Source organism: Nannocystis punicea (assembly GCF_026965555.1).
GTDB lineage: Bacteria > Myxococcota_A > Polyangia > Nannocystales > Nannocystaceae > Nannocystis > Nannocystis punicea.
This window is the reverse complement of the sequence record NZ_CP114040.1, coordinates 11,995,993-12,017,159: the sequence shown is the minus strand read 5'-3', so window position 1 is coordinate 12,017,159 and position 21,167 is coordinate 11,995,993. Positions and strand designations below refer to the sequence as shown.

Genomic DNA, 21,167 nt, shown 5'->3' with positions numbered 1-21,167 from the left:
GTTCGTGGCGGACTGCGAGCCGCAGCGGGCGGCGATGAAGCGCTGAAAAATCACTCGGCCAGCGCGAGCACGAACTTGAGGTAGCGGCCCTCGGGGAAGTGCAGCGGGGTCGGGTGGTCGGGCGGTTCGCCTCGCACCTCGAGCAGGCGCAGCGGGCGGCGGGCCTGGCGGGCCGACTCGCCGAGAATTTTTAAAAACATGTCCATCGGGACATGGCTCGAACAACTGGCGGCGGCCAGCAGGCCGCCGGGACGGACCTGGCGCAGGGCGCTGGCGTTGAGGCGGGCGTAGGCGGCCTCGGCGGCGCGCACGGACCGGGCGTTGGGCGCGAACGAGGGCGGGTCGACGACGACGAGGTCGTAGGCGGCGCCGGCGGTGTCCTCGAGGAAGGCGAAGGCGTCGGCGGCGACGAAGGCGTGGGCGGCGGGGTCGAGGTCGTTGGCGACGAAGTTGTCGCGGGCGGCGTCGACTGCGTTGCGCGCGAGGTCGACGCTGGTGACGCGCGGGGCCCCGCCGAGGGCGGCGGCGAGGGAGAAGCCGCCGGTGTACGAGAACAGGTTGAGGGTCTCGCGGCCACGCGCGACCTGACGGACGAGGCGCCGGTTCTCGCGCTGGTCGAGGAACATGCCGGTCTTCTGGCCGCGCCGGACGTCGACGTACATGCGCATGCCGTGCTCGTGGATCTCCGCGCGCTGCGGCGGCTCCTCGCCCGCGAGCACGCGCGGGCGCTGCTGCGCGGGCACGTCGTCGCCGCCGCGCTGGCCGCTCAGACCCTTGAACCACAGCGAGCGCGGGCGGACGACGTCGACGATCGCCTCGGTGAGGTCGCCCAGGTGCGGCAGCCAGGCGGGGGTGTCGAGCTTGAGCACGGCGCAGCCGGCGTAGAGGTCGACGACGACGCCGGGCAGGCGATCGCCCTCGCCGTGCAGGACGCGGTAGGCGTCGGTGGCCGAGAGGTCGAGGGTGGTCTGACGCAGGCGCCAGGCGGCCTCGATGCGCCGCCGCCACAACGCAGGGCCGGGGTGCTCGTCCTTGCGCGTGGCGACCACGCGGAGGGCGATCGGCGAGTCGGCGTCGAACAGGGCGTGACCGATCGGCCGCCGACCCTGGCCGAGCAGGGTGACGAGGTCGCCGGTGCGGGCGCCGACGACCTCGGGGACGGCGTCGACGTACAGCCACGGATGACCGGCTGCGACGTGGCGGGTGAGGCGATCGGGGACGAGGACGGCGGGCACGCGAGACGGAGGTTACGCGATCTCGCGCGCCTGCACCCGGGTCGGGGTGCGCGTGAGACAGCGACGTGAGCCGACGTGGCCTCGAGGGCAGGCGGGCAGCGCGGCGCGAAGCGCTCGCAGGGCGACGGTCCTTTTTGAGGGGCGTGGGCCGGCGGCGGCGAGGGGCGGGCGGGGCAGTGAGTCGCTGGAGAGGCGACGAGCGGCGCGAGAGGGGACGAGCGGCTCGAGAGGCGACGAGTCGAGAGGCGACGAGTCGAGAGGCGACGAGCGGCCCGCGGAGACGAGGGGCGGGAGTTGCTCGTGCGGCCGCGAGTCGCACGCGGGCGAGACGACGGTGCATATTCGAGATATAAACAAAAGAGCATGCTCTTTCGAGCATGCCCTTTGACACATGCCCGAGCGGGCATGCCCGATCAGGCAGCCGGCGCGTCGGTGCGGCAGACCTCGTCGGTGTCGAACTCGGCGGTGTAGTCGACGCCGTCGATGCAGAAGCCGCGGGTGCGGGCGTACTCGTCCATGAAGCGCTGGTAGAGCTCGGGGTCGAACGGGTCGCCGGGCTTGCCGGCGAAGAAGCGGCGGGAGAGCTCGGCCTGCACGGCCTCGTCGAGCTCGACGTCGTCGAGGCGGACCAGGCCCTCGGCGTCGACCACGGGCTCGCCGCCGGCGGGGAGCTTGTCGCGGAACAGGCGGAGCATGGAGGCGAGCGGGTCCTCGAAGCGGTCGCCGAGGACGTCGCGGACGAGGGCCATGTAATAGGGGACGCCGGGGATCCCGCCCGAGGCCTCGGTGACGACGGCGGGGCCCTCGACGGCGACCGCCCGGCCGCCGACGCGCGCGCGCAGGACCGCGTCGATGGCTCGGGTGTAGAACTCGAGGTCGGCCTTGGCGAGGCCGATCAGGCCGTTGCGGTAGACGGCGGCGTTGAGCGGGTTGCCGCGGTACGAGATGGTCGCCAGGGTGAAGCCGGGCGCCAGCAGGTCGTGCTGCAGCAGGGCGTCGATCCACTGCTCGACGATCCGCCCGCCCATGACGAACTGGGTCGCCACCGCCTCCTCGGGGCTGCCCGGCGGCAGCTCGAGCTCGACCAGCTTCGGCCCGTCCTCGGGGGTCTCGCCGCGGCCGCTGAAGGTGCGCACGGTGGCCGGCTTGCCGAGCGGCTTGAGCGCGCTCTGGACCGGCTTGCCGGTGCGCGGGTCGGTCGCCCGCGGGGCCGCGAGCGCCCACACGAGGCCGTTCAGCTTGCCGCCGAAGTGCTGGCGGACCTCCGCGATCGCGGCCGCGAGCACGGCCGGGTCGAAGGCGTCGCCGAGCACCGTGCGGGCGACCGTACCGCGCTCCCGCAGGCGCCGCTCGATCGCCAGAGTGCGGTGGAACCCGGGCGAGCCGATCTTGCGCAGCTTGTTGGAGCTCTCGGGCTGCGGCGCCGGATCGTAGGAGACGTTCAGCGTATGTGCTCCGAGACATGTCCCCAAGACCACACGCGCCGCGCTGCCGAAGCCGCCCGAGCCGCCGACCACGAGCCAGGCGCCGGGCTCGCCGCCGGGGCCAGCGAGCCCGCTGGCGGCCGCGCGGTCGACCAGCGCTTCGGCCGAGCGCTGGACGCCGACCGGGTGGAAGTTGCCGGGGTGGATGACGTGGCCGAGCGAGGGCACGAAGCGGAACTGGAACTTCGGGACAGCGAGGCGCATGGCGGCGCCGCCTTCTACCACGCCCGCGTGGCCGCCGGGGAGCGCGGAGCGGGGGCGCGCGTCCGCAGGCGCGACCGGGCCTGCGCGCGCGCGCCGACGTTCGCAGGCGCGTGCGGACGGCAGGGCCGCGGGCGCGGAGGGCGCGGAGGCGCGGCGCGGCGCAGTTCGTGAGAGGGCGTGGAGCAGTGTGCGACGCGTCGGAGTGGGCCCGGGCCTGTCGGTGGTCGAGTGCACGTCTCGAGTCATGCTGCAGGTCATGGCCAACATCAGCATTCGTCGCCCGAACGCCCTGGGGAAGGCGATGGCGCGGCAGAAGACGGAGTCCCTGGCGCTCAGCATGGAGGCGAAGCTGGGGATCCGCTGGCACTGGAAGGGCGACCAGTTGAACTTCGATACGCCGCGCGGGGCGGCCCGTGGGACCTCGGGGACGGTCAGCGTCGACGACACCAGCGTGCGCGTGGAGATCGACCTGCCGCTGGTGCTGCGCGGGTTCCGGGGCGCGGTCGAGGGCAAGATCCACGACGAGCTCGATCGCCTGCTGCGCTAGCGCCCGCGATCGCCCGCCGCGCGGACGGGAATAGACAATGTTCTTTTGGTCATGTCCTGAAGATCATGTCTTTCCGGACACCTCGCGTAGGCGGGCGGCGGTCAGCGACTGGCGGACGCGCGTCAGCTCGCGCCACGGGTCGCCGCGCAGCTTGGCGAGGCGGGCGACGGTGCTGTCGAGGTCGTAGGCCCGCGGATCGGTCAGGCCGGCCAGCTCGGTCCAGCGCAGCGGGACGGACACCGTGGCCCCGGGGCGGGCCCGCGGCGAGTAGGCGGCCACGCTGGTGGCGCCGCGGTCGTTGCGGAGGTAGTCGACGTAGATCTTGCCGCGGCGCTTGTGCTTGGCGGCGACGTCGACGAAGTGCTCGGGGTCGGCGAGGGCGAACTCGCGGGCGATCCCGCGGGCGAACGCCTTGACGTCGGCCCAGGTCTGGCGACCGGCGGTCAGCGGCACGACGACGTGCAGGCCCTTGCCGCCGGTCGTCTTCAAAAAGCTGTCGAGGTCGAGCTGGGCCAGGCGCTCGCGCATGGCCCTGGCTGCGCCTTTGACCATGTCCCATGGGACATCCTCGGCGGGGTCGAGGTCGAGGACCATGCGGTCGGGGCCGTCGGGGTCGGCGACGGTGGCGCCCCAGGCGTGCAGCTCGAGCGCGCCGATCTGCGCCAGGCCGATCAGGCCGCGCTCGTCGCGGACGTAGACGTAGCCCGGCTCGTCGTCGCCCTCGATCTCGAGCGTCGAGATGCCCTCCGGCAGGTCGTGCCGCAAATGACGCTGGAAGAAGCACGGCTTGCCGAGCCCGTCGGGGCAGCGGACCAGGCTGAGCGGGCGGTCGACGACGTGCGGGAGGATCCAGTCGACGATCTCGGCGTAGTACTCGGCGAGGTCGCGCTTGGTGATCTTGTCGTCGGGCCACAGCACGCGGCCCGGGTTCGACAGCGGGACGCCGAGCACCTGGGCCGCGCCCGCGGCCGGGGTCGCGGCCGGGACCTCGCGGTGGACCTGCCTGGGCCGCTTGTCCTCGCGCAGGCCCTCGTAGACCGGGTGCCGCATGCGACCGTCGCTGGTCCACTCGCCGAAGCGGACCTCCGCCACGAGGTCGGGGCGGACGAAGTGAGTGTCGCCGAGGCCGGTCGGCAGGCGCTTCGCGAACGGGGAGCGCGAGGCCTCGCGCTCGCTCAGCAGCTTCTTGAGGCGGGCGGCCTCGGCGAAGTCGAAGCCGGTGCCGACCTTGCCGGCGTACTGCAGGGCGCCGTCGTCGTCGAACACGCCGACCAGCAGGGCGCCGAGCGCCCGCGGGCCGCTGCGCGCGGTCGCGTAGCCGCCGATGACGACCTCCTGCCGGCGGCCGCACTTGATCTTCAGCCAGTCGCGGGTGCGGCCGCTGCGATAGGGGGCGTCGGCGCGCTTGGAGAGGATGCCCTCGAGGCCGAGCGAGCAGGCGCGCGCGAGCAGCTCCTCGCCGCCGCCGACGATGTGCTCCGACAGGCGCACGCGGCCGGGGGCGTCCTCGGGCGGGAGCAGCTCGGCCAGCAGCTCCTTGCGCTCGAGCAGCGGCAAGGGCCGCAGGTCGTGGCCGTCGAGGTTCAGCAGGTCGAACGCGTAGAACACGAGCTCGCCGGTGCGATCCTCGGCCAAGGCGGCCTGCAGCGGACCGAAGTGGGTGAGGCCGTCCTCGTCGACGTGCACGAGCTCGCCGTCGACGAGGAGGCGGCGCTCGCCGAGCCGCTGCTGCAGTGATTTGGCCAGCGGCGCGAGCCGCTCGGTCCAGTCCTGCTCGCCGCGGGTGATCAGGCGAATGTCGTCACCGTCGAGGCGGACGAGCAGGCGATAACCGTCGAACTTGATCTCGTGGCACCAATCGTCGCCGGGCGGGACTTTTTCCACCAGGGTGGCCAGCTCCGGCGCGACCCGGGCCGGGAGCGGGCGCTCGGGCGTCGATTTCTTGGCAGCGGTCGCGCGCTTGCTGGATTTCTTCCTGGCGGCGCGCGGGCGCCTGGTGGTCTTCTTGGCGGCGGCTTTCTTGCTCGTCGCCTTCTTGGCGGCCTTCTTGGGCGCGGCTTTCTTGGGCGCGGCCTTCTTGGTCGCGGCCTTCTTGGGCGCGGCCTTCTTGGTCGCGGCCTTCTTGGTCGCGGCCTTCTTGGTCGCGGCTTTCTTGTTCTTCTTGCCGGCGGTCCTGGCGGTCGACTTGACGGCCGCGTTGGCGGCGTCGTTGCGGGCCGGCTTGTTGGCCGCGGAGCGGCGGGCCTTGCTGTTGCTCGGCTTGTCGGCGGCCTGCTTGTTGGTGGTCTTGCGGGCGGCCTTCTTCTTCCTGGCCGGCACGCCGGCGGCGATCTCCTCGACGGTGCGGCCGCTGACGATGCTCTCGGGCTGGTCGCGCACGAGGGCCTCGCCGTCGTCGCTGGCCTCCTCGTCGTCTTCCTTGATCAGCAGCCAATTGTCGTGATCGTCGTCGCGCCGGCCGTGCATGCGCACGAGGGTGTAGGCGCCGTGGAGCTTGTGGCCGTCGAGGCGGAACTTGAGCTTGCCGGCGCGGTAGTCGGCGCGGGCGTCGCCCTCGGGGTACCAGTGGCCGCGGTCCCACAGGACCACGGAGCCGCCGCCGTACTCGCCCTGCGGGATGGTGCCCTCGAACTTGCCGTACTCGAGCGGGTGGTCCTCGACGTGGACCGCGAGCCGCTTGTCGTGTGGGTCGAGGCTCGGGCCCTTGGGCACCGCCCAGCTCTTGAGCACGCCGTCGAGCTCGAGCCGCAGGTCGTAGTGCAGCCGCCGCGCGGCGTGCTTGTGAATGATGAATTCGCCCTGGGAGCGGCTCCTGGGCGACTTTCCGCGCGGCTCCGGGGTGCGGGCGAAGTCCCGCTTCTGGTGGTAGCGCGCGAGCGACATCAGGCCGCCTTTCGCCGGGTCGTCTTGGCGCGCTTGGCCGGCTTCTTGCGGTTGGTGGTCGCGGCCTTCTTGGCCCGCGCCGGGCGCGGGTTACGGGCCGCGGTGCGCTTGGGCTTGTTCTTCTGCTTGTCGGCGTCGGCGGCCGCGCCCCCCTTGCCGTGCGTGAGGCTCTTCTTCAGCAGCGCCATCATGTCGACCACGTTGGTGGCCGGCGCCTCGGCCTCGACGTCGACCTCCTCGACCTCCTCGCCCTTCCACTTGCGCTTGATGAAGTCCAGGAGGTCGTCGCGGTAAGTGTCCTTGAACTCCTCGGGCTCGAACTTCGCGGTCATCTCGTCGATGAGCCGCTCGGCCATCTTGAGCTCGGGCGCGGACACCTTGGGCGCGTCCTTGCCGCGCGGCAGGTCGAAGTCCTCGACCGCGTGGAGCTCGTGGGCGAAGCGCAGCAGCTCGAGCACGAGGGCGTCGCCCTTGACCATCACCGCCGCCAGGCTCTCGCGCGTGCGGATGACGACGCGGGCGATGCCCACCTTGTTCGCCTTGCGCAGCGCCTCGCGCAGCAGCACGTACGGCTTGGCGCCGCGCTTGCCCGGGACCAGGTAGTACGGCTTCTCGAAGTAGGTCGGGTCGATCTCGTCGGCGTCGGCGAACTGGACGATGTCCACGGTCTGGGTCGCCTTGACGCTGGCCCGCTTGAAGTCCTCGGGCTCGACGATCACGTACTCGCCCTTCTTGACCGCGTAGCCCTTGACGATGTCGTCCCAATCGACGGGCTCGCCGGTCTCGCGGTTGTACCGCTGGTACCCGACGGGCGACATGTCGCGTCGATCGAGCATGTCGAAATTGAGCTCGTCCCTCGATTCGGCCGAATAAAGCCCGACGGGGATCTGCACGAGGCCGAAGCCGATGGTTCCTTCCCAGATTGCCCTGGCCGCCATGCCGGACTCCTAGCGCGCGAGGCCGCGCTGTCAAGCCGCGGGGCCTCTTGCGCCCCGACCCGGGCGCCGATGTCCGACGATCGCTCGCGCTCGCAGGTGAAGGAGGAGCGCGGCGCAGAGCAGGCTCAGCGTGGTCGCAGGCCGATCGGACGCAGGGCGGCGATCACGCCCGCGAGGCCGCTGCCGCGCAAAGCTCGCGGGACGCGGACACGGGCTCGCGACGCTCCTGCTTCTAAAGAATACAAAAGATGTCCCCGGGGACAGGTCGGCTTGACAGCGGCCGGCGAGACGCTGTCAGCTCGCGACATGCTCCGCGCCGCGTCGTCGCTGCTCCTCGTCCTGTCGGCCTGCGGCGGCGCTCCGGCGGCCACGGCCGGCGGGAGCTCGAGCACCGGTGAGACGTCGAGCCCTGGCACGACGACGGGAGAGAGCTCGACGAGCGGCGAGGCGCCGACGACCTCGACATCGACATCGACCTCGACCTCGACCTCGACCTCGACCTCGACAACCTCGACAACCTCGACCCCGACATCGACCTCGACGACCTCGGAGTCGACGACCGCGGAATCGACGACGGACGCGACCACCGGTTCGGAGGCGAGCGGGCCGCGCTACCACGAGGTGCGGCAGAAATCGGCGCACAACGCGTTTCAGCGGCACGAGGCGCTCTTCGATCAATTCGTGTACCACCGGATCCGCTCGCTCGAGTTCGACATCCACACCGGCAAGGCGTTCGAGTCGGAGCTCGCGGGCGACTGGTTCGTCTATCACACCGACGTGATCGACGACGAGACGCACTGCCGCAGCCTGTCGCAGTGCCTCGGCCAGGTGGCGACGTTCGCCCGCGCGGTGCCCGAGCACGAGGTCGTCACGCTGTGGATCGACTTGAAAGATGGGTTCGGCGGCGGGCATCAGCCCGACGACCTCGACGCGCTCTTGAACGATGCCTTCGGCGAGGCGCTGGTGCGGCCGGCCGAGCTGCTCGCGGCCTGCCCGGGCGCAGTGACCCTGCAGGACGCGGTGACGACGCGCGGGTGCACGTGGCCGCGGCTCGAGACCTGGCGGGGGCGGGTGATCGCAATGTTGACCGGCGGCGACCTCGAGGATCCGTCGGGCCCGCTGGCGACCTACGTCGGCGCCGACGCCGGGGCGCGGGCCGCCTTCGTCGCGCCCGGCCTGAGCGACGCGCAGAAACTTGCAGAGCATTCGCAGGCGATCGTGCACAACCTCGAGATCGGCGACGTTTCGGTGGCCGAGGCGGTGCGCGCGGCGGGGATGGTCAGTCGCGTGTGGGTGGCCGACGACGAGGGCACGTGGGTCGCGGCGGAGCAGGCGGGGGTGCATCACATCGCCACCAACCAGATCAACCGGAACGAAGATCCGTGGGCGAACACGGCGGGGCCGCAGGGGTGGCCGTTCACGTGCCTCGACGCGTGCGAGGCGCCGGCGAGCGAGTCGGCGGCGATCGTGACAGTGACGGTCGACTCGGGTGACCTGTGGGACAGCAGCGACGAGGGGCTGTTCGCCGGGGTCGAGGCCGGAGCGGAGGCGGTCGCGTGGACGGCGGCGATCGCCGCGCCCAACAGCCACGTCGAGCCGTGGGCCAAGGCGTGTCTGGCGGCCCGCGCGGGGCTCGAAGCCGACGCTGCGTACCTGGCGGTGTGCCGGCCGGCCGACGAGCACCCGCTGCGCGTGCAGCTGCGCGAGATGGCCGGCGCGGGCACCGAGGCGTTCGAGTTCGCGGGCGTGGCGGGGCTGACGGCCGAGTCGCCGGCGTTCGTGCGGCTCGAGCGGATGGACGCGAGCTGCGTGCGCGGGCTGGGCTCGAGCGACGGGGTCGCGTGGACGGCGATCGCCGAGCACTGCTTCGGCGAGCCGCTGACACATGTGGGACTGGCGGCGGCGTCGCACGGGGCGGGGCCCTTGCCGCTGCTGTTCGTGGCGCCGACGGCGACGCCGGGCGGGCCAGTGGCGGCGGCCGACCTGACCGTGACCCCGCTCGGCGCCGGCGCCGGCGAGGCCCAGGACGGCTGGTGAGGTCGTCATGGTAAATGTCCCGAGGGACAGGTTCGCATCCGAGCGAGGTCGCCAGGCCACGCGACGGAGGCGCGCGGCTCCGGTAAGCTCGGCCTCGCATGACCCACTCCGACGAGCGCGACCCCGGGCGACTCTGGCAGCGTGTGCGTGATCGACTGGCGACGGCCGTGCGCGGGCGTCTGCCCGAGCCGCCGACCGACCTGCAGCTGTTGCGGGTCAGCTGCGAGGTGGCGCCGGCGGCCCTGCGGCCCCTGCTCGAGGCGCGCCGGCTGACCGAGGCGATCCTCGGCGAGGCGCGGCCGAAGCCGCCGGACCGGTCCAAGTCGCTGCGCCGGCGCACTCTGTTCGGCGAGGCGCCCGAGCGGGCCACCGAGGCGGTGCTGGTCGAGCTGTGGAATCACCTGTCCCAACAGACAGGTTCGAAGTGGGTCGTGGTGTTCGACGCGGTCGAGCAGGCCGACGAGGCGACGCTGGCGGCGCTGACCCAGATCGTGCGGCGCCAGGGGTGGCTGCAGTTGCCGCTGGTGCTGGTGTTCCACGGCGAGCCGAAGGAGGCGGCGGCCGAGCTGCTGCTGGCGGTGCGGACGCGCGATCCGGCCGGGGTCGTGCGCGGGGAGGAGCCGCCGAGCGGCGAGGCGCAGGCGATCCAGTGGCGCACGCTGCCGCCGGAGGTGCTGCGGGTGCTGCGGGCCGGGGCGCTGATCGGGCCGGGCTTCGAGACGCGGATCGTGGCCGACCTGCTGTCGCTCGAGCCGCTGGTGGTGCTCGAGCTGATGCAGCAGGCGACGGACCTCGGGATCCCGGTCGAGGACCGCGGCGAGGGCCGGTTCTCGCTGCCGACCTCGGCGCTGACGGCCCTCTCGACGTCGCTGATGCCGTCGCTCGCCCAGGCGTGGCACCGCAAGCTCGGCCGGCTGCTCGGCGCGCGTGCCGGGGAAGAAGCGGCGGGCGCCAAGCCGCCGCGGCCGCCGGCGCCGAAGGGCAAGGCGCGCGCGAAGATGCCCAGCGCCGCCCAGGTCGCGGAGATCATCGACCTCTCGGCCGAGGTGGTCGACCTGGTCGACGAGACCGGGCTGGCGGCGCAGGTCGCCAGCGAGATGGCCGCCGAGACAGGTTTTAATAATCAACATCCTCGGGACGAGGCGACGCTGGCCGACGGGGCAGGTGAGATCGGGGCGGCGAGTGATATGTCCGGAGGGACAGGCGAGTCGCCGGCCGCCGATTCTGCACAGGTGTCCGAAGGGCCAGGTGATGGGGTGCCCAGGGCCGGCGGGCCGGCGTGGACTGTGCCGGCGAAGGGGGAGCGGTCGGGGCCGATCGAGCGGTCGCTGGGGGCGAGCTCGCTGGCGGGGTTGCGGGCGGCAGACGCGAGCGTGTCTGAAGAGACAGGTCCTAACGAGCAGGCGGAGGCGAAGCCGGCGAGCTGGTCGCCGGCGCGGCGCAAGACGATCTTCGCGGCGCCCGCCGCCGAGGCGCGGGCGGAGGAGGCCGACCCTGCCGGCTGGGGCGCCCCGTCGCGGGTGGTGCCGACGCGGCTGGAGGACCCGCTGGTCGACGAGGCGCGGGCGGCCGAGCACATGCGGCTGGCGGGCGAGTTCGACGAGGCGGCGCAGCACCTGTGCGAGGCGGCGCGCAAGGCGGCGGAGATGGGGGCGCCGCAGGCGGCGGCGCAGCACGCCCAGAACGCGCTGTCGCTGCTGGCGACGCTGCCGTCGAGCGCGACGCGGCGGCTGTTGCGGGTGCAAGCGTTGATCGAGCTGGGACGGCTGCAGTGGCAGTCGGCGGGCTACGAGTTCGGGTTCACGCTGACGCAGGCGCAGGCGACCCTCGACACCGCGCGCGCCGAGCTGGGGGCCGACGAGCCGGTGGAGCTCGCGGCCGATCTGGCGCAGGCGATCGCCGGCGTGTGCTTCGACCTGGGCGACGCGCGCTCGCTCGAGCGCGCCCACGCGGAGCTGGTCGCGGCCGGCAGCATGCTGCAAGCGGCCGGCGACGCGACCGGGGCGGCGTGCCTGCTCAACGACCAGGCGGCGGTGCTCGTGCGCATGGGCGACCCGGGCCGCGCGCTGCAGCTGCTCCGGCAGTCGCGCAAGGTGTTCGACCCGCACGTGAACAGCGACCCGGTGGCGCTGCGCGAGCTGGCGGAGACGGAGCACCTGTTCGCCCGCCTGCCGCTGCAGGCCCAGCTGCGGGCCGGCCGCGAGCTCGAGGGCTTCGAGATGGGCCTCGAGCACGCGCGGGCGGCCGAGCGCGCCTATCGCGACCTCGGCGAGGTCCGCGAGCTCGGGCGCGTGTGGGAGACGATGGGTCGCCTCGAGCTGCGCGCGGGCCGGACCGAGGTCGCCAAGCAGCGGTTCGACGCGGCCGCCGAGGTGCAGACGCAGCTCGGCGACCTGACCGGCCTGGCGCAGACGACGGAGGCGCTGTCGCAGGTGCTGGCGCAGCTCGGGCGCGACGCGGAGGCGGTGACGCTGCTGCGCGACTCGGTGGTGTTCAACCGCGACAAGGGCTCGCCGCGCGGCCTGCAGCAGAACCGCCGGGTGTTCACCGAGCTGTCGGAGCGGCTGGCGCAGCGGTCGGAGCACGCGGCGGGCCTGCAAGAGGTGGCGATCCTGCTGTCGGCGGGGGAGCGCGAGCTCGGGGCGTTGTTGCAGCCGCCGGTATGATTCGCCGGAGCGCGGGACGGATCGGTCACCCGCCGTCGCGGCACCGCCGCGATGGCCCGAGCTCCGCTGGCGCGGTCGGCGATCGCCATGATTCTCGCGCGGAAGCCTCGCCTCGCAGCGAGGGCGACCTCCGCCGCGATCGAACGGCTCGCCGCCGCAGCGCCGGTTCCGCGACGCGCCCACGCTGTCGCAGCCGGCGGGCTCCCGGCGGGGAGCGAGCGGGGGCGCAGCCAGGGCTGCGCACGGCCCTGCCCGCGTGCTACTTGTCGGCGCCGTGACCGACGCGCTCGAGCTTGTCCGCCCCGACGACTGGCACCTCCACCTGCGCGACGGCGTCGTCCTCGCCGACGCGGTGGCCCACACCGCGCGGCAGTTCGCGCGGGCGATCGTCATGCCCAACCTGCGCCCGCCGGTCACGCGGGTCGCGGACGCGGCGGCCTACCGCGAGCGGATCGTCGCGGCGGTGCCGACGGCGCTGGCCGGGCGGTTCACGCCGCTGATGACGCTCTACCTGACCGACGCGACGCCGCCGGAGGAGGTCGCCCGCGCCCGCAGCAGCGGGTTCGTGCACGGGGTCAAGCTGTACCCGGCCGGCGCGACCACCAATTCGCAGTCGGGGGTGACCGACCTGGCGCGCGTGTTCCCTGTCCTCGAGGCCATGCAGCAGCTCGGCCTGCCGCTGCTCGTGCACGGCGAGGTCACCGACCCGAGCGTCGACGTGTTCGACCGCGAGGCGGTGTTCCTGCAGCGTCAGCTCGCGCCGCTGCTCGACCGCCTGCCCGACCTGCGCGTGGTCGTCGAGCACATCACTACCCGCGACGCGGTCGCCTTCGTGCGCGCCGCCGGCCCGCGCGTGGCCGCCACGATCACCGCGCACCACCTGCTCTACAGCCGCAACGCCATGTTCACCGGCGGCATCTGCCCGCACTACTACTGCCTGCCGGTGCTCAAGCGCGAGCTCCACCGCGAGGCCCTGGTCGAGGCCGCGACCAGCGGCGAGCCGAAGTTCTTCCTCGGCACCGACAGCGCCCCGCACCCGCGCCGGGCCAAGGAGAGCGCCTGCGGCTGCGCCGGGATGTTCACCGCCCACGCGGCGATCGAGCTGTACGCCGAGGCGTTCGAGCGCGCCGGGGCGCTGGAGCGGCTGAACGCGTTCGCCGGCGAGTTCGGCCCGCGCTTCTACGACCTGCCGGTCAACCGCGAGAAGGTCCGGCTCGAGCGGGTCGCCTGGGAGGTGCCGGCCAGCTATCCCTTCGGCCAGGACGACCTCGTCCCGCTGCGCGCCGGCGAGCAGGTCGCCTGGCGCCTGGTCGATTGAGCATGCCTTAAAAGGCATGTCTTTCACGACATTTCCGAAGGAACATGTCGTGAAGGACAGAGCGATCTAGCCGCGAGCGGCCAGTCGGGTCGGGCCACGGACGGCCTCGGGGGCGCGGAGGGGCGGCAGCTGGCCGGTGGCGATCCAGTAGCGGAGGTACTTCGTGAGCAGCGCCCGGTCGACGGCGACGAAGCGGATGTCGCTGCCGGCGAGGGCCTCCTGGGTGTTGCTGATGTCGTACTCGGGCATGTCCTCGTAGAGCTCCCAGCGGGTCAGCTCGTCGCGGTAGACCCGCTCGAACAGCATCGGCAGCAGCGGGCACAGCGGGTTGTCGCGCTCGCGGGCGTCCTGGATGGTGCGGTCGACCCATTGCGCGTAGCTCAGCTGCGCCAGCGGGTAGCCGAACTCTTTGATCATGACGAAGAACTGGTTGAGCTCGGGCGACTGGCCCTGCTCGGGCGGGACCAGGTGATAGGCGCGCCCGTGGCTGCCTGGCGTGCCGGCGATGTGGAGGATCGCGCGGCTGACGAAGTCGACCGGCACGAACTCCTTGCGCTGCCGCGGCAGGTCGGGGTACCCGCCGACCTGGATCGCCCCGCGCACCGAGCGGCCGACGAAGTCGTCGGCGTTGCCGGCCCCGCTGCGGCTGTCGCCCATGATGAACCCCGGGCGGTAGACCGTGACCGGCAGACCGAGCTCGCCCGCCGACCAGACTGATTTCTCCGCGACCCACTTGCTGGCGGAGTAGCCGATGTCGAGCGCCAGGTACTCGAGGTGGTCGTCGAGCGCGTCGTCCTCACGCACCACCCGCTTGCCGCCGAAGAAGCCGCTCGGGCCGAACACCCCGATCGACGACACGTGGTGCAGGGGCTTGAGCCGACCGGTCGCGGCGAGCCGCAGGACCTCGTGGGTGCCGCTCACGTTGGTGGCGCGGTGGGCCGCGTAGGGCTGGACGTAGTTGACCTGCGCGCCGGCGTGGAGGACCGCGTCGACGGCCCCCGCGAGCGCGGCGAAGCTCGCCTCGTCGAGGCCGAAGCGCGGCTCGGCGAGGTCGCCGGGGACGACGCGGATCCGCGCCGTGAACGAGGGCTGCCACAGGCCGTACTTCACCAGCGCCTGGCGCACCCGGGCCATGCCCGCCGCAGGGTCCGCCGCGCGCACCAGGCAGTGCACCCGGGCGGTCGTGTGCAGCAGGACGTCGCGCAGCAGGAACGCGCCGAGGAAGCCGGTCACGCCGGTCAGGAACAGCTCGCCCGTGCGCCACGCGTCGGCCGCCGGGCGCGGCAGCTCGGCCGCGCGGACGATCTGCGCGTGGACGTCCTCGGGGAGGCGGGCGTCGGCTCGCCAGGTCTCCGGGCCCGCCGCGGTCGCGCAGCGGATGGCCTCGCCGCGCAGCGCTCGCCGCAGCTGCGCCGCGAAGTCGCGCAGGGTGCCGGCCTCGTACAGCGCGTAGACCGGGAAGCGGACCCGGTACGCGTCGCGGACGCGCAGCACCAGGCGGGCGGCCAGCAGCGAATTGCCGCCGAGGCGGAAGAAGTCGTCCTCGGGCAGGACCACCGGGACGCCGAGGAGGTCTGCCCACAATGCCGCGAGTTCGCCGGTCAGCGGATCGTGCGTGACCGCGATCATCGCATTGAGGCTGAACACCCCCGAGTGCGCCTGACCCTGGGCGAGCGCCTTGCGGTCGACCTTGCCGTTAGCATTGAGCGGCAGGGCGTCCAGCTCGACGAATCGCGACGGTATCATGAATCGCGGTAGTTTGGCCTGGAGGTGCTCCTGAAGCATGGATGCGCGGAAGCCGGCGCGGTCCTTCGGGACCACGTGGGCGACCATCGATTTGTCGCCGCTCGGGCTCTCCTGCACCGTGATGGCCGCGGCGGCGACCATCCCGCTCTCGACCAGGGCCGCCTCGATCTCCTCGAGCTCGATGCGATGACCGCGGATCTTGACCTGAAAATCGGTGCGGCCGACGAATTCGATGAGGCCGTCGCGGCGCCAGCGGACCTGGTCACCGGTGCGGTACAGGCGGATGGGGGCTCCCCCGGTCAATCCTGCCAGAGTGACGAAGCGCTCGGCGGTGAGCTCGGGGCGATGGAGGTAGCCGCGGGCGAGGCCGTCGCCGCCGATGTAGAGCTCGCCGACCTCGCCGACTCCGACCGGCCGCTGCGCTTCGTCGAGGATGAACGCCAGAGTGTTGCGGATCGGGCGCCCGATCGGCACGTTGCTGCCGGCGGTGCGCTCGCGGTCCAGCTCGCAGGCGACCGCGAAGGTGGTGCTCTCGGTCGGCCCGTAGATGTGGCAGAGGTGGCGCGGCGGCCGGGCCTGGAGGACGGCGCGGAACGCCTCGGCGTTGGCCTTCTCGCCGCCGACCAGCAGGTAGCGCAGCGTCGCGAACGCGTCGGGGCAGACGCCGGCGACCAGGTTGAACAGCGCGGTGGTCAGGAACATCACGGTGACGCCGCGACCGGTCAGCTCGGCGCTGAACTCGTTCGGGTCGAGGACGCGGCGGCGAGGAATGAGGACAATCGCGGCGCCGTTCAGCAGCGCGCCCCAGACCTCGAAGATGGCGGCGTCGAACGAGAAGTTGGCGATCTGCGCCAGGCGGTCGTCCGGCTCGATCTGCACGTAATCGGTGGCGAGCACGAGCCGGCTGATCGCGCGGGCGACGATCTCGATGCCTTTCGGTTTGCCGGTCGATCCGGAGGTGTAGAGGATGTGGGTGCGCCGCTCGGCTCCGCCTTGGACCGCCGGGAAAGCCGTCGGGTTGCGCTCGAATCGCGTGCGTTCGCGATCGACGCACAGCTCGCGCCGGCCGCCCAGCTCCAGCCCGAAGTGGCGGCGGTCGGTGAGGACCAATTCCACGCCCGCGTCGGCGATCATGAACTCCAGCCGCTCCCGCGGGTATTCGGGGTCGAGCGGGACGTAGGTGCCTCCGACCATGCAGATCGCGACCTGGGCGACGATCTGTTCGATGCGTGGACTCATGAAAACCCCGACTGGAGTCTCCACGCCGACGCCCGCCGCCTTCAGGGCGTGCGCCATCTGACTCGCGCGGCGGTCGAGCTCCGCGTAGGAGAGCCGCTCCTCACCGGCGTCGACGGCCAGCGCGTCCGGGCGGCTCCGGACTTGCCGGGCGAACAGCTCCGCGAGCCCCTCGGTGCTCGGGTAGGGGGAAAAGCCGCCGGTCCACGCTGCGTCGACGGGTGTGGCGTCAGGCTTCGTCATTGTCGTTCCTCCGGCCAATCGAGGTCACGACGGCGCGCGCAAGGTTGCGGCCGTCTACATCTTCTGGATCGTGTTCTTGTTTATATATACTGCTATCATTAAAATATACACAATTTTAATCCGCACGCAAACCGATGTCCGCCGCGTGTTACCGACGTGTGGGTGTGCACTTTTGCCAGCCTGTCTCTATTGCCCGGAGACTCATTCCACTCGTTCATCCGCGCCAATCACCACACCAGCGGCGAACGCCACACATCGGTCGCCGGCCGCGCACGCGCCGAGAGGCCCAGGGCCCCCTGCAGCGGCTCGCCGCGGAATGCATGCAGGACGTCATGGGTCGATTCGACCCCGCGACGTGCCGGGGGCGATCGTCGCCCGATTTATACCGACGGGGGCGTCAGCCTTGCTGCATGGCGAACGCGATGCCGCTCTGCAGGGTCGCGCGAGTGACGATGCCCTCGAGGTTGGTCCCGAGGTTGACCAAGGTCTGCGCGACGTCCGGGCGAATCCCCGTGAGGATGACCTCGGCCCCGAGCAGCCGCACCGAACGAGCGGCTCGCAGCAGCGCGTCGGCCACCTGAGTGTCGACCACGGCCACGCCGGTGATGTCGAGGATCGCCGTGCTGGCCCGGGCTTCGCTGATACCCGAAAGCAGGGTGTCGATGATCCGCTGGGCCCGCGCCGCGTCGATCGAGCCGATCAGCGGCATCGCCACGATCTTGCCGCTGATCGGGATCAGCGGCGTAGACAGCTCGGCGAGCGTCGCGGCCTGCACCGCGATGATCTCCTCCTGCAGCCGCCGGCGCTCGTTCTCCTCCCGCTTGCGCTCGGTGATGTCGACCCCGAACGACACCACCTCTTGCAGCGTGCCGTCGACGCCGAAGCGGTGATACGAGTTCCACGCCAGCGTCCGGCGCTCCCCGGTGTGCGACTGAATCGTCAGCTCGTAGTCGCTGACGTCGCCGCCCTCGGCCGCGATCTTGAGGTACTCCTCGACGGCCGGGTACAGGTCGGCGGGGTAGAGGATGGGCAGGAGGTTGAGGCCCGCGATCTGCTTGTTGGTCTTGCCGACCAGCCGCTCGCAGGTGGCGTTGGCGTAGATCGTCCGCCCGTCGGGCGTGAGGCGCGAGATGAAGGCGGGCGCGTGGTGCACGACGTGCTTGAACACGTCACGCTCCTGCTCCAGCGCCGCGACGGTCTGTTCCAGCTCGGCGACACGACGCCGCAGGGCCTGGATCTCGCTGTCGGACTCCGGGGGGGTGGAGGCGCTGGTGTCGTTCATGGGAGCCGCTTTCGACCCGTCGGGCGGGCCACAAACCAGGGTACTTACCCCGCTACGTGCTGACCAGCCCCCCGCGATTGGTGAACAGCGCTCCCTGCGATCGCGCAAGCGCCTACGCGGTCGCTTCCGCGCCGAGTCGGTGTGTTGCGCGTATCATCGTACATACCGTGTTATCATCAGCACAATTGTTGGGCGTAGTCGACTACATGTCTAACGGAACATGTGTGAACAGACATTGAACGTGGTCCGGCCGACGAACGCGGATGTCCGTGCGACGACGTCGGCGCTCGACGAAAGCGCGTCATGCAGCACGAGACGGTCGCTCTGCCGCGAGATCGAGGTCTTGTGCGTCGGCGGGGAGCACGCGCGGCTGCAGAGGTCGCGGCGCCCTCGCGCCGCTTCCTTGTGCGAACGCTGTCTCATACCCTGGTCGCACACCCGCCAAACCAGTGAAGTCGCGCGGGCCTCTCGTGTGGCGGCGGACGCCGAGCGCACCCAGGTTCTGCGCCGGGAAAATGAGGACTGGTCAAAACCCCGGATGATCATCAGGATGTCCGGAGGTCGTGGGCGCGCGTTTGCCAGCGAGCTCAGCCGTGTCGGCGACGCAGTGTACCTCTCGCACGCGAAGGAGCCAGGAACATCCTCGTGACCGCGAGCGGCCCCGCCGGATCTCGACGCGAGCGCGGCGAAGCTCCACCGCGAGCGCCACGCCGGCGGGCCGGCGGGGCCCTCGCGCCGCGCCTGGCGGCCCGCTACCATCGCCGCCATGCCCGAGCCTCGCTTGCGCGATTTCAAACGGATCGTGTTCTTCACCGGCGCGGGGATGTCGGCCGAGAGCGGCGTGCCCACCTACCGCGGCGCAGGCGGGATCTGGAAGGAGTACGACTATCGCCGCTACGCCTGCCAGGACGCGTTCAACCGCGATCCCGAGGCAGTGTGGGAGTTCCACAACTACCGCCGCGGCCTCGTCGCCGCCTGCTCGCCGAACCGCGGCCACCACATCGTCGCCCGCGCCGGCCAGGGCTCCGCGCGCGTCACCGTCGTCACCCAGAACATCGACGGTCTGCACGCGCTCGCCGGCAGCCGCGAGATCCTCGAGCTCCACGGCAACCTGTGGCGGGTCCGCTGCGACACCTGCAACATCAAGCAGCAGGACGCCCACGTGGTCCGCGAGGAGCTGCAGTGCGACCGCTGCGGCGGCTGGTGGCGGCCCGACATCGTGTGGTTCGGCGACTACCTCCACGAGCCGATCCTCGACGCCGCGCAGGCCGCGATCCTCGGCTGCGACCTGTTCGTCTCGATCGGCACCTCGGCCGTCGTCTACCCGGCCGCCTACCTGCCGGAGTACGCGCGCAAGGCCGGGGCCGTGCGCGTCGAGATCAACCCCGACGAGACGCCGGCCTCGGACCTCTACGACGTGCACCTGCGCGGGCCGGCGACCGAGATGCTGGCGCGGCTCGCGGGCGACGACCCCGAACTGCTGGCGTGACCGTGCCGCGCGCGCCCGAGACGCTGACCACCGCGCGCCTGCGCGGCGCTCGCATCGCCGAGGGCGACCGGCCGTTCTACCGCGCGGTGTGGCAGGACCCGGACGTCGCGCGCACTCTCGGCGGTCCGCGGACGCTGGCGCAGATCGACGCGAAGATCGATCGCCTGGTGGCGATGTGGTCGCACGACGGCTTCGGCGTCTACACCCTGCGCGAAGGAGACGTCGCCTGCGGCTACGCCGGCCTGGCGCCGACCGACGCCGGCGGATACGAGAGCGTCGAGGTCCTCTATGGATTCGTCCCGACCGCGTGGCGCCGCGGCCTGGCCGCCGAGGTCGCCTGCGCTCTGGTGAATCTCGCCCTCGGCGAGCTGGCGCTGCCGGAGGTGTGTGGATTCACCTGGGCCGAGAACCTCGGCTCGCGCCGGGTGCTCGAGCGCGCGGGGCTCATCCACCGCTTCGACTTCGTCCGCGCCGACCTGCCGCACCGCTATTACAGCCTGTCCGGGTCCGAATAATATCTGCACATGAAGTGTGGTGATTCGCTCGCCGCGGCCGCGCGGCTCAGCCCGCTCGCCGGCGGCCGCTCGGCGCGCAATGAGCTGTAATTGAAGACATGTCGTCGAGGTCATGTCCTTTTAAACAGCATCATTCCGGGACGAACACGGCGAACAGGGCCGCGTCGCCGCAGCAGCCGCCGGTGCGGACGGCGCTGTCGAACACGTTGGCGCCGACCGCGAGGTCGATCGCGTGCGGGCCGGCGCCGGGCAGCAGCGCCTCGTTGGCGAGCACCAGGTGGCCCTGGCCGCCGGAGGCCGGCAGCAGGTTCTCGGCCTGATGGAGCACCGCTCCGCCGTCGCGCAGCTGGCTGACGAGGGTCTGGGTCTCGGCCCCGCAGGCCGCGTTCGGGTTCTTGTCGGGGCTGCCCTCGACCACCGACATCAGCAGCGCCTGCGTCCCCGGCGGCGTGTCGATCGGCAGCGCGAGGATCGGGCTCATCATCGTCTGCCACACGTAGGTCGCCTCGTAGCCCTGCGTCGCGTACCAGCTGGTGTAGGCCACGCGCTCGCAGCCGGGCGCCGGGTCGGCGTACCACAGGGTCAGCGTCGAGCCGGCGCGGACCGCCAGCGCGCCGTCGGTGCAGGGCGCCGAGCCCTGGTACATCGGCACCTTCACGCGGTCGCTCGCGTCGGTGAGCACGCCGTAGCCGAGGTTCTGCTTGGTCACCGGCTGATAGCCGCTGCAGAGGTCGTCGCCGATCCCGAACCCGTACTGCGACTCGCCGACCAGCACCGTCGCGTTCCAGAAGTGGATATCGGGCACCGACTGCGTGTGCTCGATCGTCAGCGTCGCGCGGGCGACCGCCGGCCCGCGGTGGCTCAGCGGCACGTCGAACACGTCGACCGCCGCCATCGCCCCGCACGCGAGCAGCACGTCGCTCGCGAGCGTGAAGCTCTCGCTGGTGACCGGCGCGCATTCGCCCGGGCCGGTGGTGATCGCCGTGGTCTCGGCCTGCGTGGTCGAGGTCGCGTCGCTCGTGCTCGCGTCACTCGCGGTCGTCGAGGTCGTCGAGGTCGAACTCGACGTCGTCGGTGTGACGCTCGTGGTCGCGCTCGTGGTGGTCGCGTCGGTGGTCGCGGCCGTGGTCGTCGATGTCGTCGAGGACCACGAATTCGCGGCCGTGTCGCCCGTCGGGCTGCCCGCGGCGCAGGCGGAGGCGATCAGGAGAAGCCCGCACGAGCGATGGGGAGGGGACCGGTCGGCGGGGGCCATGCCCCCGTCATCGTACGCGAGCGTGGTCGCGGAGACCTCGTGTGAGAACTCGCGGCCGCACCTCGCCCGCGCGGGTGGGTGCGGGTCCT

13 protein-coding genes are annotated in these 21,167 nt (G+C 71.8%); 6 read left to right on the top strand and 7 right to left on the bottom strand.

Going from position 1 to position 21,167, the window contains the following annotated elements:
* Positions 1-50: 50 nt before the first annotated feature.
* Entirely contained in the window at positions 51-1,235 is a 1,185-nt protein-coding gene (locus O0S08_RS46150; protein ID WP_269035910.1) for a class I SAM-dependent rRNA methyltransferase, read from the bottom strand.
* Positions 1,236-1,648: 413 nt separating this feature from the next.
* The gene (locus O0S08_RS46145; RefSeq protein WP_269035909.1) at positions 1,649-2,923 is read right to left on the bottom strand and encodes a hypothetical protein; all 1,275 of its coding nucleotides are present in this window, start codon (positions 2,921-2,923) and stop codon (positions 1,649-1,651) included.
* 187 nt (positions 2,924-3,110) lie between these two features.
* On the opposite strand from O0S08_RS46145, the gene O0S08_RS46140 reads away from it, so the two are divergent.
* Positions 3,111-3,470 (top strand): polyhydroxyalkanoic acid system family protein, encoded by a 360-nt coding sequence (locus O0S08_RS46140; protein ID WP_269035908.1) that lies wholly within the window; start codon positions 3,111-3,113, stop codon positions 3,468-3,470.
* A 63-nt stretch (positions 3,471-3,533) separates the two neighbouring features.
* Here O0S08_RS46140 and ligD read toward each other — a convergent pair whose 3' ends face one another.
* Both ligD and ku read right to left on the bottom strand, forming a co-directional pair.
* Complete coding sequence (ligD, locus tag O0S08_RS46135; RefSeq protein WP_269035907.1) at positions 3,534-6,353, bottom strand: DNA ligase D; 2,820 nt, start codon at positions 6,351-6,353, stop codon at positions 3,534-3,536.
* Entirely contained in the window at positions 6,353-7,291 is a 939-nt protein-coding gene (ku, locus tag O0S08_RS46130) for a non-homologous end joining protein Ku (RefSeq protein ID WP_269035906.1), read from the bottom strand. Before ku ends, ligD begins: the two co-directional genes overlap by 1 nt.
* A 306-nt stretch (positions 7,292-7,597) precedes the next feature.
* On the opposite strand from ku, the gene O0S08_RS46125 reads away from it, so the two are divergent.
* From O0S08_RS46125 to pyrC, 3 genes are all read left to right on the top strand, one after another.
* Positions 7,598-9,328: a Ca2+-dependent phosphoinositide-specific phospholipase C gene (locus tag O0S08_RS46125; RefSeq protein ID WP_269035905.1), complete on the top strand. Its 1,731-nt coding sequence runs from the start codon at positions 7,598-7,600 to the stop codon at positions 9,326-9,328.
* 98 nt (positions 9,329-9,426) lie between these two features.
* A complete protein-coding gene (locus O0S08_RS46120) occupies positions 9,427-11,994 on the top strand; it encodes a tetratricopeptide repeat protein (RefSeq protein WP_269035904.1) in 2,568 nt (855 codons plus the stop codon).
* 274 nt (positions 11,995-12,268) lie between these two features.
* A complete protein-coding gene (pyrC, locus tag O0S08_RS46115) occupies positions 12,269-13,312 on the top strand; it encodes a dihydroorotase (RefSeq protein WP_269035903.1) in 1,044 nt (347 codons plus the stop codon).
* Between the two features lie 66 nt (positions 13,313-13,378).
* On the opposite strand, the gene O0S08_RS46110 is transcribed toward pyrC, so the two are convergent.
* Positions 13,379-16,537 carry an amino acid adenylation domain-containing protein gene (locus O0S08_RS46110; protein ID WP_269035902.1) on the bottom strand — a complete coding sequence of 1,053 codons (3,159 nt, stop codon included), beginning with the start codon at positions 16,535-16,537 and terminating at the stop codon, positions 13,379-13,381.
* Positions 16,538-16,934: 397 nt separating this feature from the next.
* Positions 16,935-17,819 carry an STAS domain-containing protein gene (locus O0S08_RS46105; protein WP_269035901.1) on the bottom strand — a complete coding sequence of 295 codons (885 nt, stop codon included), beginning with the start codon at positions 17,817-17,819 and terminating at the stop codon, positions 16,935-16,937.
* Positions 17,820-18,585: 766 nt separating this feature from the next.
* Between O0S08_RS46105 and O0S08_RS46100 the strand changes: the two genes are divergently transcribed.
* A complete protein-coding gene (locus O0S08_RS46100) occupies positions 18,586-19,308 on the top strand; it encodes an SIR2 family NAD-dependent protein deacylase (RefSeq protein ID WP_269035900.1) in 723 nt (240 codons plus the stop codon).
* On the top strand, positions 19,305-19,823 hold the full coding sequence (locus tag O0S08_RS46095; RefSeq protein WP_269035899.1) for a GNAT family N-acetyltransferase: 519 nt from the start codon (positions 19,305-19,307) through the stop codon (positions 19,821-19,823). The genes O0S08_RS46100 and O0S08_RS46095 overlap by 4 nt, the downstream gene beginning before the upstream one ends.
* Before the next feature lie 130 nt (positions 19,824-19,953).
* Here the strand turns inward: O0S08_RS46095 and O0S08_RS46090 are convergent, their stop codons facing one another.
* Positions 19,954-21,078: a hypothetical protein gene (locus tag O0S08_RS46090; protein WP_269035898.1), complete on the bottom strand. Its 1,125-nt coding sequence runs from the start codon at positions 21,076-21,078 to the stop codon at positions 19,954-19,956.
* Positions 21,079-21,167: the final 89 nt, after the last annotated feature.

Coding starts and splice junctions, on each gene's coding strand:
- O0S08_RS46145 (WP_269035909.1), bottom strand. CDS start 2,923: ATGCGCCTCGCTGTCCCGAAGTTCCAGTTCCGCTTCGTGCCCTCGCTC.
- ligD (WP_269035907.1), bottom strand. CDS start 6,353: ATGTCGCTCGCGCGCTACCACCAGAAGCGGGACTTCGCCCGCACCCCG.
- ku (WP_269035906.1), bottom strand. CDS start 7,291: ATGGCGGCCAGGGCAATCTGGGAAGGAACCATCGGCTTCGGCCTCGTG.
- O0S08_RS46125 (WP_269035905.1), top strand. CDS start 7,598: ATGCTCCGCGCCGCGTCGTCGCTGCTCCTCGTCCTGTCGGCCTGCGGC.
- O0S08_RS46120 (WP_269035904.1), top strand. CDS start 9,427: ATGACCCACTCCGACGAGCGCGACCCCGGGCGACTCTGGCAGCGTGTG.
- O0S08_RS46110 (WP_269035902.1), bottom strand. CDS start 16,537: ATGACGAAGCCTGACGCCACACCCGTCGACGCAGCGTGGACCGGCGGC.
- O0S08_RS46105 (WP_269035901.1), bottom strand. CDS start 17,819: ATGAACGACACCAGCGCCTCCACCCCCCCGGAGTCCGACAGCGAGATC.
- O0S08_RS46100 (WP_269035900.1), top strand. CDS start 18,586: ATGCCCGAGCCTCGCTTGCGCGATTTCAAACGGATCGTGTTCTTCACC.
- O0S08_RS46090 (WP_269035898.1), bottom strand. CDS start 21,078: ATGGCCCCCGCCGACCGGTCCCCTCCCCATCGCTCGTGCGGGCTTCTC.